The 14,855-nt window shown below is 39.8% G+C and carries 12 protein-coding genes; 2 read left to right on the top strand and 10 right to left on the bottom strand.

The features are described from left to right. Positions 1–93: 93 nt before the first annotated feature. The 4 genes from AN490_RS18875 to dapF all read right to left on the bottom strand — a co-directional run bounded on the left by AN490_RS18875 (position 94) and on the right by dapF (position 6,293). A complete protein-coding gene (locus tag AN490_RS18875; RefSeq protein WP_015079584.1) occupies positions 94–432 on the bottom strand; it encodes a P-II family nitrogen regulator in 339 nt (112 codons plus the stop codon). Positions 433–569: 137 nt separating this feature from the next. Continuing rightward, positions 570–3,056, bottom strand: a complete 2,487-nt coding sequence (hetF, locus tag AN490_RS18870) for a cell division protein HetF (RefSeq protein WP_300006453.1) — start codon at positions 3,054–3,056, stop codon at positions 570–572. A gap of 1,942 nt (positions 3,057–4,998) precedes the next feature. Then, entirely contained in the window at positions 4,999–5,217 is a 219-nt protein-coding gene (locus AN490_RS18865) for a hypothetical protein (RefSeq protein ID WP_015079582.1), read from the bottom strand. A 236-nt stretch (positions 5,218–5,453) separates the two neighbouring features. Then, positions 5,454–6,293 carry a diaminopimelate epimerase gene (dapF, locus tag AN490_RS18860; protein ID WP_271822302.1) on the bottom strand — a complete coding sequence of 280 codons (840 nt, stop codon included), beginning with the start codon at positions 6,291–6,293 and terminating at the stop codon, positions 5,454–5,456. A 213-nt stretch (positions 6,294–6,506) separates the two neighbouring features. Between dapF and AN490_RS18855 the strand changes: the two genes are divergently transcribed. Together AN490_RS18855 and AN490_RS18850 are read left to right on the top strand one after the other, a co-directional pair. Then, complete coding sequence (locus tag AN490_RS18855; protein WP_300006452.1) at positions 6,507–6,737, top strand: RNA chaperone Hfq; 231 nt, start codon at positions 6,507–6,509, stop codon at positions 6,735–6,737. A gap of 430 nt (positions 6,738–7,167) precedes the next feature. Continuing rightward, positions 7,168–7,398: a hypothetical protein gene (locus AN490_RS18850; RefSeq protein ID WP_300006451.1), complete on the top strand. Its 231-nt coding sequence runs from the start codon at positions 7,168–7,170 to the stop codon at positions 7,396–7,398. 121 nt (positions 7,399–7,519) lie between these two features. On the opposite strand, the gene AN490_RS18845 is transcribed toward AN490_RS18850, so the two are convergent. From AN490_RS18845 to AN490_RS18820, 6 genes are all read right to left on the bottom strand, one after another. Next, positions 7,520–9,547, bottom strand: coding sequence for a cation:proton antiporter (locus AN490_RS18845; protein ID WP_300006450.1), 2,028 nt, complete (start codon positions 9,545–9,547; stop codon positions 7,520–7,522). A 228-nt stretch (positions 9,548–9,775) separates the two neighbouring features. Beyond that, positions 9,776–11,053 (bottom strand): phosphoribosylamine--glycine ligase, encoded by a 1,278-nt coding sequence (gene purD / locus AN490_RS18840; RefSeq protein ID WP_300006449.1) that lies wholly within the window; start codon positions 11,051–11,053, stop codon positions 9,776–9,778. 48 nt (positions 11,054–11,101) lie between these two features. After that, positions 11,102–12,256: an iron-containing alcohol dehydrogenase gene (locus tag AN490_RS18835; protein ID WP_300006448.1), complete on the bottom strand. Its 1,155-nt coding sequence runs from the start codon at positions 12,254–12,256 to the stop codon at positions 11,102–11,104. A gap of 163 nt (positions 12,257–12,419) precedes the next feature. Beyond that, entirely contained in the window at positions 12,420–13,487 is a 1,068-nt protein-coding gene (locus AN490_RS18830) for an AI-2E family transporter (protein WP_300006447.1), read from the bottom strand. Between the two features lie 73 nt (positions 13,488–13,560). After that, a complete protein-coding gene (locus AN490_RS18825; RefSeq protein WP_168695873.1) occupies positions 13,561–13,989 on the bottom strand; it encodes an NUDIX hydrolase in 429 nt (142 codons plus the stop codon). A gap of 3 nt (positions 13,990–13,992) precedes the next feature. Beyond that, entirely contained in the window at positions 13,993–14,382 is a 390-nt protein-coding gene (locus AN490_RS18820) for a hypothetical protein (RefSeq protein WP_300006446.1), read from the bottom strand. Positions 14,383–14,855: the final 473 nt, after the last annotated feature.

Raw genomic sequence — 14,855 nt, 5'->3', positions numbered from 1 at the left:
GGGTGTATAAAAGGCGCTGCTGATTTTCTGTTTTCACATTTACAGACTCAGCAACGCCAATTTTTTGGATATTCAACACCCAATACTTAATACTTATACGGCTTCCGTATTTTTTTCTCCTGTCCGAATGCGGACAATTTGTTCAACAGAGGAGATGAAAATTTTACCATCACCGATTTCACCAGTCCGGGCTGCGGAGATAATCTTATCTACAACCATATCAACTTGGGCATCTTCAACAACGATTTCCACTTTCAGTTTTTGGAGAAACTCTACCGTGTATTCCGAACCCCGATAGCGTTCAGTTTGCCCTTTTTGCCGTCCAAAACCCCGAACTTCAGAAACTGTCATCCCAACAATACCCGCATTAACTAGGGCAATTTTCACTTCATCTAGTTTAAATGGACGGATAATGGCTTCTACTTTTTTCATTTTTTTGATTCCTGACTTCTAATAACGTCGTTTATATATCTAAGCAGATTCGTTGTCTCAGGCTATAAATATAGTCATAGTTATTTAATTTTAGCCTGATGTATGGGATTACAAGGTTTTTTGATCATTGTCCACAATTATGGACTATTTTCTTGCAAAAGCGCTCTCCAATCAGCGATCGCCTGTTCTGTCCACAGCCAATTTTGTGATAACCTCTCAATAGTAAAGTCTGCGGGCGCATTTTGAATCACCATTTGCCTAAGTTTAATCGCTTCCCGTAAATATTGCTGGCGTTTATCAGCGGGTTGACTGTTAGCAGATTTATATAAACCCAAAGCCAACCCAGCATAAGCCGTCAAAGCCTCCGGTTCTCCAGCTATTTGGGGATATTTCATTGGATCAGAACTTTTATTCCGTTGGGGCTTTAATGCCAAACTCAGGGATTTGAACCAAGCATCATTAGCATAATTGAGATTATTCTCCGCATAATAGGCACATCCTAAAGAATTATTATACAAAAGAGAATCTGGCTGCTTTTCTACAGCCCTAGCCCAATAACGACGAGCATCATCAATACTATATTTATTATTTTTAGTTTGGACTGACTGCCAAGCTAAACGCCCCCGGAAAAAATTCACAGCTGGATTTTCAGCATCCCGAGTAGGAATCAAATTTAAAGCTGTTTCCGCAGCCGTCAAAGCACCACGATTCAGTAATTCATTAATAGCATCTAACCCAGCCGTTAAATGACCTTGACTCAACTGAGCCGTCGCCGTCGCCGTGACAATTCCCGTAGCTGAATTAGCTAAATTAATCCGTGGATACTGATTACTTGTGAGATTTTGTCCAGGAATCGGCGGCACATCAGCAGACTTCCGCACTTGTCGTTGATGCCACCACCAACCAATACCAACAATGACAGTAATTGCACTTGCTCCCACCAAACCATACACTAACAATGGTGATTTTGTTCGGTGAAAACGATTACCCTTTGGAGGGACAGGTGACGGTGATAACTGAGGATTTACCTCACGCTTCTCAAGATTCAAGGGAGTTGGGGTAATCTGAGTGGGGACATTTTCCCAATCTAAATTTTGTTTCGGTTGGGCAACCTGCATTTCCGACAAATAATGATGATTCTCCGCGATTAATTCCGTCTTCATACTTGGTTCTTCTGTTTTAGCAACCGGATTGCCAAGCTGACGAAACAAATCAGAAACTATTGCCAAATCCTCATTATAAGTGGGATCATCATACTCAATTTCATCGCCCAGATCACCCCAAGTATTCTCCCCTAGCCAGTCTACCTCCGTCGTCTCCTCTCCAAAATTAGGATTGAGAATATCATCAATAGCTAAAGGAATTTCTGGGTTAGTTCCCATATCAGCATAATTATAACTATTTGTCTGCTTGATGGGCTGATATTGGTTCAGTAACTCCGATAGCCCCCGTGGCGTAGCCATAACTTCTGGTGTCAAACAGCCATCAAATTCTCGCTGGAGATACAAAATTGGTAAAGCCCAGTACATCTGCTGAGAACCATAGGCAGAAATTAAGCCTTGACGAACCCGACTTACACATAAATCTACAGCATAGCCCTGACTCAAATTGCGGTAAAACAATTGTGTCAGCGTCAGTGCTACCTCATCAGGTATGCGTTCTGACATCGCCAAAATACTTCTAATTCCCCGTTTTACCAAGCTTTCAGTTAAATTCCGTTCTGCTGAGTCTGACTCCGTCTCTGACCTAGCCCGATATGCCCCCAAACAGGAGTTAAACACTGCCATTTGAATATTATTATTAACCAGTAGCCCAGCTAAATCATCTCCGCTGAGAGTTTCTGTTAAGCCAGTTTTTTTACTCACTAAATAAATTTGCCCACCATTGCCCCCCAAGTTGCTATGACCAGAATAGTGGAGAATATGGTAATGTCCCTGTTCTAAAGCTTGGGTGAGTTCTTCCCTCCCCGGCCCGTCAAGAACGGTCAATTCAATTTCTGGAAGATGATGATTACCATCAGCCACTCTTAATGCTTGGCGGTGCAATTCTGCCTTGAGATTAATAGCTTCTTGTTTGAGCAAATCCAGCCGCGCTAAATCAGTAGGTGAAGAAATCACCATTAGCACTCTTATCCCCCGTACTTCCGGCAACGTGGGCAGGTTATGAGTCAGTAACCGTGAGCCTGGGGCGATGCCACTTTGGTAACGGGCAAAGGTGATATAAGGACCCGTAGACAATGGGCGATCGCCTGCGTGCATCACTTCCCACGGTAACCGCGCCAATCTCGTATCCTTCAATCCCAATCTTAGCCGCAGCACCTGTTGGTGATTTTGGGCTATACCTTGGGCAGTAATCCAACTATCCCTGAGTGTTCCTTGAAATAGCGCATTATATAACTCCTGACCCAAGGACACCAAGTTAACAGAGTTTCTGGCTACCATACTCCCCTGCAACATTAACTGCAAAGGATCATCCATCAAATCGCCTGCGGCCGCCAACCACTCAGCCACAGGCCAATGCACCAGTTCTTCTGCCACCGGTACCCCAGGTGCAACTTGTTCCGTTCGCACCAGATAGTCATTTTGCCCCACCTGCGTTGCGGAAATGTGAAATTCCTGGGTCACAATTTCTGCTCCATAAAACCTATACAATGCTGATAGCACAGTTTGGCGTAAACCATATATTGCTGTTTATTTCCCGCTTCCACCAAGGTAGAAGACTACTTCTTGTCCACGGTTGTAATTTTCGGATCAGCCAATCGGACAAATTCCCTTCATACATTCAACAAGTTATCAGCCACATTTAAATCTCCACCCATTGTGATTATATGCCTTAAACATTAACTGTTCTGGCATCGGTAGACATGATCCTGTTCACCCGACACTAGAAAATATAGAACAATTAGCAGTATTGTTTTTGAGAATCATGCCACAAGTGGCTAATCCTGCCAATACTCTAGATGTTTTTTGCCATTCTAAAGTTTCAAATATGCCTTCCTATTGATCTTAATCTACTTTTTCACAAGGGTTTTGTGTCTGTTGGCTGCAAGCACTTTATCCGGATTGATTGATCCCCGTCGAGAACTGTTTATTGGTAGATGCACCTTGATCTTCAATTCCCCTAGTTTGGCTAAAACTCACTGGGGGTTTTCTTTTTTCATAAGACCTCGCGGTAAGTGGGAAACGAGCGTGTCTTTAGACCTGAGAGGGAAACGACACGGGCAGTTCGACAAGTGTTACAGTGAGCTTGTCGAACTGCTCACTGACCACGGTTTTAACCGCTGTGGTTTTTGGTGTATCTTGACAGCCTCCATATTTTTCGCTAGGATAATCGCATTCTTGTGAAAAAGTAAGCACAATGCTTTAAGCGGAGTGTATAGTGGCTGTTTGGCACAGCCTTTACGAGTGAAAATCTCTTAAGAATCTCAGCGGCTTGGCTCCCTGAGAGTGTCAATTTGGCAAATAAAAAACGCTCTTGACAAACAAGAGCGTTTATAAGCATTTATAGATAAACTATTAAGTAGATTAAGTAGATAAAATCCTAACAACTAACTCCCCTACCCAACTACCAGCTACAGGAATTTTTTCGGTATGTGACAAGCTGCAATCTTTGGGTAATTTTTTCCGGAGCATAAGTTAAAAACAATGAACAATTAACAAGTAGATGCACCCTGATAACTAACTTCCCTTAGCTGGCTAACACCACTGAGGGTTTTTTTATGCACCCTGATAACTAACTTCCCTTAGCTGGCTAACACCACTGAGGGTTTTTTTTGTCTGTGGTTAGCACAAAATAATTATTGCTACCCAGCCATTTTTTCCGGAGCATTACATAGAACTCTAGAACAATTAACAAGTAGATGCACCCTGATAACTAAACTCCCCTAGCTGGCTAACTTCCACTGGGGGTTTTTTCTTTTCTCCCCGGTGTCAAAAACATCTGGGTACTTGAATCCCGAACTCAAAACAAATTTGTTAAAAATAAATTTATCCGGAGGATCGTTATGCACTTGAGAACATTTAATTGGTAGATGCACCCTGATAACTAAACTCCCCTAGCTGGCTAACTTCCACTGGGGGTTTTTTCTCAAAAACGGAATCTCAACCTACCCTATCATCAAAACCAGCCTCTGGCAATATCCTTGCTCAACAAGTTTTTGGTTACTTTGTCCAGTTGCACCCACAGACTGCAATATTAACTTGCACAATAGCGAACCTTGCTGTTGATCGTGCAGTTTCACTACAGAATATAGCTCGTGATTGCCTGAATACTAACCTTTGGGATGAACTAACCTGACAAATTTCTCTGAATCACTTTCATTCTATTGTGATCCTTTGCTCTAACTCTAGAATGATCACCGTGATAGATAATAAGACGCTTAATTATTTCTTTATAACTACTGGAATTAACAGATATTTTTGAGTCTGTTCCTATTCTATCATGAATCCTCATTAAATTTAGATTTTTTGGTAAATTTTAGTTAACCTATTGGATAGGGAATAGGTAAAAATTTGACAAATTACCTATTACCAGCTTAAATTTTAGATAACTAACAACTTGCGTTATTTAGTCAATTGTAATTTGTTGCGGTCCATTGGCTTTGCCATTTTCTGCCTCTGTACTGAGGTTGCTGGAACTATTTCCACAACATTTTTTATTTAGCCAACTTTTGACGGGATCTTCATTGAGATTGAGTCGGAGAACACCGGAAACAAACCCACCTAAAAATGAAACTGGATGTTGGGCAAGTTCTTGAAATAGGGGCGATAATTCACTAATAAACATTAGACTCTCCAAGTATTGTCCTTAAAAATTATTAATTCTTCATCAATCTTAACAGATACTGGCTAATATTTGGTCAAATGATCACTGACATCATTAATCTTGATTTTCTATCAGTATTTAACCAAAATAAGGTATTTAAAAGACATTGACACCTGAAAACTTTTTGGATTTTTAGGTGTCAATTCCGGGGTTTTCAGCCTATTTTCTTATAACTTAGAACTCAAAACAGGCTGAATTTAATATTTGCCTGTAAATACTCGTTCTGCGGGGCCTGTCATGTAAATCCGGTTATCAAGTTCTGACCATTCGATTTCTAGGGGTCCACCGGGTAATTCAATAGTAGCAATGCGATCGCATAAATCATTCAATACTCCCGCTACCAAGGACGCACAAGCACCCGTTCCACAAGCTAGAGTAATTCCAGCGCCTCGTTCCCAAACTCGCATTTTCAAGTAGTTACGATTGACTATTTCAATAAATTCGGTATTGGTTTTTTTAGGAAACACGGGATGATTTTCAAATTTAGGTCCAATGCTTTCTAAGTCAATAGCCGCAACATCTTCGACAAAGGTGATGCAGTGGGGATTTCCCATGCTGACACAGGTAACATCCCAAGTTTTGTCGGCTAGTTCTAAGGGTTGATTAATGACTTGAAACTCTGTAGGTGATAAAATTGTGGGAATTTCCCCTGCTAATAATCGGGGTTCACCCATGTCTACTTTAACTTGACCCTCATCTGTGAGTTGGGGTGAAATCACACCTGCTAAGGTATGAATATGATATTTATCCTTGGTGCGAGAAATGCCTTCTAATTCCGTCAAAAATACCGCTAAACAGCGAATTCCATTGCCACACATTTCTGGTTCTGAACCATCGGAGTTAAAAATCCGCATGGTGTAATCAGTGCCATTTTGTCCAGGAAGTGCGAAAATAACACCATCTGCTCCGATACCAAAATGGCGATCGCACCACTGTACCGCTTTCTCTGGTGTCAATACTGGTGTCAATGAGGAACGGTTATCAATGAGGATAAAATCATTACCGAGTCCGTGATACTTAGTAAATTCGATTGCCATTTTGCTCTAAATGAATTATTAAAGATTCATTCATACTATTAAAAAATTTGTCAGTTGTCAGTGGTCAGTTGTCAGTAGGGGCGAAGCATTTGGAGAACTATTTTTGGCAATGACCGATAATTTATCTTCCAAATGCTTCGCCCGTACAGTTGTCAGTTGTCAATCACCAATCACCAATTACCAATCACCAATTACCAATCACCAGTATAATATATGGCAACTAATCAATTTGATACTTCCCTACCTAGCACTCGTCAAGTCCAGAAGTGTATTAAAGAAAAATTAATGGTCGAATTTAGATTAATTACTGGTGATTTGATTACAGGTCGAATATTTTGGCAAGATCACAATTGTATCTGTATTTTTGATGGCAATAATGAGCAGATTATGGTTTGGAAACAGGCGATCGCCTACATGAAAACTTTAGGTAATATGGTAGGTTAAAGAGAGTTAGTCTCGCTACGCTATCAGTAAAACTTAGGGACTTCCAATTAAAAAAATACCCAAAAATTTCTTGTGGTGCGGGCATACTATGGCTAACGCCACGCTGCGCTATCGACAAGCTCAGTACAAGTCTTGCCCGCTAATCATCAAGGACGGGCAGAATGCCCATCCCACAAAATTGGGTAATTTATTTTTTGGTGTTCCCTTCCTTGTAAAGGGGGGAAACAATAAAAATCCAGTTCCCTCCCCTTTACAAGGGGAGGGTTAGGGTGGGGTAAAAAATATTTAATACATCAACCATAACTTTTCAAACACCCTCTTAGATAAAACCGTGTTGCTTATCGTATTGACTTTCTATTATTAGTTTTTCTACTATTTAAATCAACGGTGGAATTTAGCGAGACTAATCAACGTTAAGGATATTTCTAGAATGTCTAAAATACTAATCACAGATATACCTTTATTCACAGATATACCTATTAAACAACAAGAAATTATAGTAGGTGGTGCGACTACAACTACCCCTACAAACCCTTTACCAAATCCTATTCTTTTAACCCCTACATTACAGGCTGTTTTTAACGGGTTAGGATTAAATCCTGGTGACTTGACAAACTACTTAAATAGTTTGGGATTAAACATAATTTTCCCAATTATATGATGATTGTAACCCATTAAAAAATATCGGCTTTATAGCTGAATATGAATATGTGGTAGTTTAAAACATTACCACATATTTTTTGTAATTATTTCTGACATTATAACTAAATACACTTGAGTATTCATTTTTCTATTTCGTCAGAAATATTAATTTTACCTTCAGCAAACTCCACTAAAGCAGTGAGTTCTTCGGCTGATCCTACCACTAACAAGCGATCGCCTAAAAGAAGTATAGTTTGATTATGAGGATAATCAATTTCTTCCCCATCAGCGCGACGAATAGCCATTAAACTCACCCCAGTTAAATAACGCATATTCACCTCTTCCAAACTCATGCCAATTAAAGGTGAATCTGCTGGTAAATCATACCAACGACGATTTAAATCACGGGTAACTTTTCGTAAATATTTAGAAACTTCAGCAGCAGAACTTTCAGGGCGTAAATCCAAATAATGATCTTGGCGAATTTGTTGCATTTTCTGTTGTACCATCTCTGGTAATAAACCCACCCCAATTAATAGATGAGTTGCCATTTCTAAACTAGCTTCAAATTCTGGTTGCACTACTTCCTTTGCACCTAATTGATAAAGTAGTTCAATATTTTTATCTTGGGTAGCACGGACAACTGTATCTAATTCTGGACATACTTCCAAAGACCGTTTTAAACACAAACGAATACTGGCAGGATCAGGGAGAGTGATCGCCATACCTTGAGCATGACTGACACCGGCGGTTTCTAAGACATGAAGACTCACCGCATTACCATAAACATAAGGTATTCCGGCATCCCGTAATTGCTGAATTCGACTTTCTGATTGATCAATCACTACTACAGGCAATTGGTATTGCTGTAACAGCTTCACCAAATTTTTACCAAGCCGTCCATAACCACAAACTACTATATGATTTTTCTGTGGTAAATCTTCCGAAAAATCATGAGCTTGATCATCTACCAAATATGGTTTCAGCCAAGGCATAGATTCAGCAAAATCGAATAAAAATGGGACTAACCGCAAGACAAAAGGAGTCAGCATTAAAGTCACTGCGGTAGTTCCTAAAATTAGTAAATATATGCGTCGGGAAACCAAACCCAAAGCTTGTCCTTCACTAGCTAAAACAAAAGAAAATTCCCCAATTTGCGCTAGTCCTAAACCGACAATTAAAGCTGTTTTTAAAGGGTAACGGAATAACTTGACTAAAGGGGTGATAATTAAAAACTTACCCACAAAAACTAAAGCCACTAATCCCAGAATTAACTCCAGATTTTGCCACAAAAATACTGGATCAATTAACATCCCAATGACCACAAAAAATAAACTAGCAAATATATCCCGTAAAGGTTCAACAATCGTTAAAGTTTCATCAGCATATTCCACCTCAGAAATCATCAAACCGGCGACAAATGCCCCCATTTCAATGGATAGTCCTAAATATTCTGTGAGCAGAGCAATTCCTAAACAGATAGTGACGACACCTAATAAAAATAACTCCTTGCTTTCAGTGCTGGCTAATAATCTGAGTAAAGGGGGAATTAACCAAATCCCAGCCACAACTGCACCCGCTGCAAATAAACCAATTTTCACCAATGCCATCACCACAGCCACCCCAATGGCTTCTCCTGGTTGATGAAGGGCTGGTAATACAGCTAACATGAACCCCAGAGCCAAATCCTGAACCACTAAAATCCCCAGCATTACCTGTCCGTGAGGTGTTTCAGTTTCATTGCGTTCCATGAGGCATTTGAGAACCACAGCAGTGGAAGACAAAGACAAAATCGAACCCAAAAATACACCTTTAGCCGGTAGAGTTCCCCAAGCACCAGTGACACCACAGACCAAAACAGTGATGAGAATAGTGAGGATAATTTGTAAAGTACCACCACCGAGAGCGATCGCCTTAACTTTTTTGAGTTCCGTTAAAGAGAACTCCACACCCAAAGCAAACAACAAAAACGCGACTCCAAACTGAGCCAAGGTTTCCACCTGGACAAGTTCTTTAATCAGCCTTAGTCCAGAGGGACCAACAACCATACCACCGATGATATATCCCAGCAAAACAGGTTGTTTTAACAGTGCAGCTAAGAGTCCACCGCAAGCAGCAACAGCAAACACCAAAACCAAATCAACAATTAAGCGAAAATCTTCTTGCACTAATTTTAATTAAAAACTATAAAGAACCATATAGATATCAGCATACAAAGTTTTCTCAATTTGCGGGGAGGACTGGGATACAAGAAGAACAAAATTTGGACCGACCACCAAAAAGTGATCAAGTCCCCACAGCATCATAAATGTATTTCTTCCTTCTTCCTTCTTCCTTCTTCCTTTGCGCCTTTGCTCCTTTGTGCCTTTGCGCGAAACAAATTATTTATCCAAAAATCAGCCTAAAACCCGATAACCAATATCTCGGCGATAATACATCTGATCAAACTGAATATGTTCGATACCTGCATAAGCTTGAGCTAAAGCCTCCTGGAAATCCTCACCCAAACCCGTCACATTTAACACCCTGCCGCCATCTGTAACAACTTCCTGGGCTGCATTTAATCTTGTCCCCGCATGGAACACTGTCGCCCCTGCTGTCTGGGCTGCCTCAAAGCCAGTAATTACCTTACCCTTAGCATACTCTCCCGGATAACCACCAGCAGCAGCCACCACCGTAGCCGCAGCCCCTTGTTTCCAAGCAATCGGCGGCATATCTCCTAACCGCTGTTCTATACAAGCCAAGATTAGATCTTCCAAAGGAGTTTCTAGCATCGGTAAAATTACTTGTGTTTCGGGATCACCAAAACGACAGTTAAATTCTAAAACCCGAAAATCCCCATCTGGTGAAATCATTAACCCCGCATACAAAATGCCTCGGTAGTCAATACCCCTAGCCTGTAAAGCTGTGATCGTTCTTTCTAACACCTCTGTTTGTACCCGTGCCATCAACTGCGGTGTCGCTATCGGTGCAGGAGCATAAGCACCCATCCCACCAGTATTTTCTCCTGTATCACCTTCGCCGACGCGCTTATGATCTTGAGCAGGTAACAATGGGCGAATGGTTAAACCATCGGTTAGAGCTAAAACAGATACTTCTTGCCCTACTAAACATTCTTCAATGACAACGGAACTGCCAGCAGATCCAAATTGTCCTTGAAAAATTGCCTCAATTGCTTCTTCAGCCTGGGCAATAGTTTCGGCAACTGTAACCCCCTTTCCAGCAGCTAAACCATCGGCTTTAATAACAATGGGCGCACCCTCAGATTGAATGTAAGCTTTTGCCGGGGCTGCTTCCGTAAATACCGCAGCTTTCGCAGTAGGAACTCCGGCTTCCTCCATTAAAGCTTTAGCCCAAGCCTTACTTGCTTCTATTTGCGCCCCTTCTTTATTTGGACCAAATACCATTAAGCCTTGATTTTGCAGATAATCGGTAATTCCCTGAGCTAAAGGCACTTCTGGACCGACAACTACTAAAGAAATCCCATGATTAATCGCATATTCGCTGATACCAGCAAAATCATCTACTGCTAAAGGCAAGTTTTCACAACCTGGCAAAGTTGCTGTACCACCGTTACCTGGTACGCAAACAAGCTTGTTTATTTTTTCAGATTGTAGCAATTTCCACGCTAGAGCGTGTTCCCGTCCCCCATTACCGATAACTAAAACTTTCACTTATTTCCTCATATCTAAGCCAGCAAAACGAGAATATCTCTGGAATTTCTAAGCACAAAGAGCTAAAATCTGCTCAACAACTTGCGGATTAACATCTTTATTTTCCCCCAAAGCTGTCATTCCATGCTTTTCTAAATTTTTGATCACGGCTGGAATAGTTTGTAATCCAATACCATAGTCAGATAGGTGAGTCCGAACACCAACTGATTCAAAGAAATCACGAGTTTTAGTAATTGCTGCATTTACCCGTTCTTCTTCTGAACCACCGCCAATTTCCCAGACTCTATCTGCATATTGTAGAAGTTTTTGCCATTTGCGATCGCGGCGAATTGTTAAAGTGCTAGGTAGTACAACCGCCAAAGTTTGAGCATGATCTAAACCATGCAACGCTGTCAACTCATGACCAATCATGTGAGTTGTCCAATCTTGGGGGACACCAGCAGCAATTAACCCATTTAATGCCATTGTTGCCGACCAAACTAAATTCGCCCTGGCATCATAATCTGTGGGATTTGCTAAGGTTTTTGGTCCTTCGCAAATCAGGGTTTTCAGAATTGATTCGGCCATGCGGTCTTGTAATGGTGCATTGACTGGATAGGTTAAATATTGCTCCATTACATGAGTAAAAGCATCAACAATACCATTGCTAATTTGCCGAGGAGGTAGGGAGAAAGTCGTTTCTGGGTCAAGAACTGAAAATTTAGGAAACACGAAGGGACTAGCGAAAAATAACTTTTCTTGAGTTTCCCACTTAGTCACAACTGAGTTTGTGTTCATTTCCGAACCAGTTGCGGGTAAAGTCAAAACCACCCCCATTGGTAAAGCCGCAGTTACGGGTGCGGCTTTTGCTAAAATATCCCAAGGGTCGCCCACAAAAGGAACAGCAGCAGCGATAAATTTAGTCCCGTCAGCAACTGAACCACCACCCACAGCTAAGAGAAAATCAATGCTTTCTTTGCGGATTAATTCGACCGCTTTCATCAAAGTTTCAAAATGGGGGTTGGGTTCAATTCCACCGAACTCAAATAAATTTCTGCCAGCTAATGCGGATTTTACTTGATCATAAACGCCATTGGCTTTAATACTACCACCGCCATAGGTAATCAGGATTTTCGCATTTGCGGGGATTTCTGAAGCAATGTTGGCGATTTGACCTTTGCCAAACAAGATTTTAACTGGGTTGTAAAAAACAAAATTTTCCATGATTAGTTACCAAGAGAATGAGATTTCACCTTGAATATTGTAATCATTTTCTTGATTTTTGCGCCTGTACCTACGGAATATTATTTGAAAACAATCTGATTGAAGAGTTGGGAGGTGTGTCGCTGGCAATTTTTATCAATTCAAACAAATAAACTACCAACGATTACTCACTATCAACAGCGGTTTTATTAAATTCACCATTCCGCCAACTATCAGCCATATCTTTCATAAAACTAGCGAGAGGAATAGCAACCAATACACCCAATACACCGCCTAATTTCGCGCCTATTAATAAAGAAATTACCACCCATACAGGATTTAAGCCGGTTAAATTTCCTAAAATGCGTGGGGCAATAATATTAGAATTAATTTGGTCAATAGCTACACCTATAGCCGCAACTTCTAATCCTAAGCCAAAATCTTTTAAAGCTATTAATAAACTGACAATACCAACCCCAATACCAGTCCCAAAAGGAAATAAAGAAAATAAACCAATTCCTATCCCGAAAAGGAGTGATAAAGGGACTCGTAAAAGGACAAATGCCAATGTTATAGACACGGCTAAAATAGCACCTAGTGTAGCTTGACCAATGAAATAATTATTAAAATCTTCTCGGAGTAATTCTCGAACTTTTTTAGCAATTTGGGACGGAAACCACAGATAAATTCCATCCCATAAAGCTTCACCATTCAATACTAGATAAATAGTCAGAACTATGGCTATTAGTAAATTAAATAAATTTCCAATAGTATCAAAAGCAAAACCGAGAATTTTTCCAGTCAAAGATTGTAGTTGACTAGATATTTTTCCTAAAAATTCACTAGCTAATCCACTTAAATTTACTGGTAACTGCTGGGTAGCTGCCCAATTTTGCAAAGCTTCTATTTGCTGAGTTCCCGATTCAATCCAATAGGGAAGAAGATTAGCTAACTCATTCAGTTGTTCCAGAATAAGTGGTAAGAGAATAACACCTACAGCACCTAAAATAATAATAGATAACAGTAATACTACGACAACTGCTAAAATGCGAGGTACTCCACGTTTTTGGAGCAGTTTAATCGGATAATCTAGCACAAAAGCTAAGAGAATAGCGACAGAGATAACACTGACTAAAGGTTGAAAGTAGTTAATAAATTGAATTAATAGCCAACCATTCAGAAGAATAACAGGAAAGGCTAATCCTATATTTAACCATTTAGGTAGATTTGGTAGATTGTTTACTGGCTGCATGGAATTTATTAATAGTCTAATTTTTGCAAAATTTCTGGAAAACTTTAAAGGGCTTGTAAATCGAGTAATCGAACTATAGGGTTTTGATAAAATCCAGCATTATTTTCTGAGGTAAACTTGCTAAAGGTCTTACTTCTCCTGCTTTTACAGAATAACATTCACCTCTGTAGATATCTTCTGCTGTTAACAAATCTAGATCCCAACCTTCAGAAAGAACAAGTTGATTTACTGTTATTAACAATGGTGCTTGAAATACATAACGAATAGCTTTTTCATCGCTATAAATTCCAAATTGAGTAAAGTCAGTTAACTCATAACCAATTTCTTCCATAACTTCTCGCTGAACTGCTATTTCTGGAGTTTCTCCAGGTTCGATATGTCCACCAAACAAAGCCCAACAACCAGGAGCGATAATATTAGGAATATTATCCCGCAATTGCATCAGGAATTTATTTTCTCGATAGAGAATGGTAACGGCTACATGAACTAATTGATTATTCATAAATTATTTTTCCTCTAAATAAATTTCTCCGTATTCTTTGCCAGCTAAAGGGACACTTTTGTACTGCACATTACCCTTCAATACTACCTGTTCTCCAACTTGAAAATTGCCTTGATTAGTGATAATCCAGATTTTTCCAGTTGAGTCATTGACTTGATATGCTTTTTTCTGAATTAAAGGAGCAATCTTTTCTATTTTACCTTGAATGTAAACTGTAGTGTCCTGATTTTGTTTGGTAACTTTTTGAATCTGTGTTACATTCACACCAATATTTAAATTTTCAAGATTGATCCTAGAATTGCCTTCTTTACCACAGGCATAAAGTCCTGTTAATAGGGAAAAAGATAATCCCAGGTGAAGTAATCCCCTGATAGAAATTTTTGTTTGTTGCATTATTGGCAATTTTATCTTTTATCTCCAGTTTATATAAGTGGCTTGCTATTTATTATTTATCATAATACTGTTTTGTCCAAAAAAGATAGTGATTTTGTGAAAATAATGAAGACATGAATAAATTTTCATTGGTATCTCCAGTTATAGGCATTATTGTATTTTTTATTTTCAGGTAAGTTCTTTTGGGATTTGATGACTTTTTATGTGATTAACTAAGTTCGTAATTTAGTCCAATCTACTGGGGGGTTGATTATGCTTAAAAAAACTATAGGTTTCCACTTGGAAGGGGGTTAAATATTTGTTATTGCCAGATTCAGGAGTTGACAATAAACTCTTTATAGTCGTATGCAGTTAAATGAAATTCTAATTTCAATCATAGAAGCTTAGAGGTTGTTTGAAAAGTATTATATCAAACCAGTAATCTCCAAAAACCTAACCCCCCTACCCCCCTTCCCTGCAAGGGAATGGGGGTT

The sequence above is a fragment of the Anabaena sp. AL09 genome, assembly GCF_001672255.1.
Taxonomy (GTDB): Bacteria; Cyanobacteriota; Cyanobacteriia; order Cyanobacteriales; family Nostocaceae; genus Dolichospermum; species Dolichospermum lemmermannii.
This window is presented reverse-complemented; position numbering and strand designations above follow the sequence as displayed.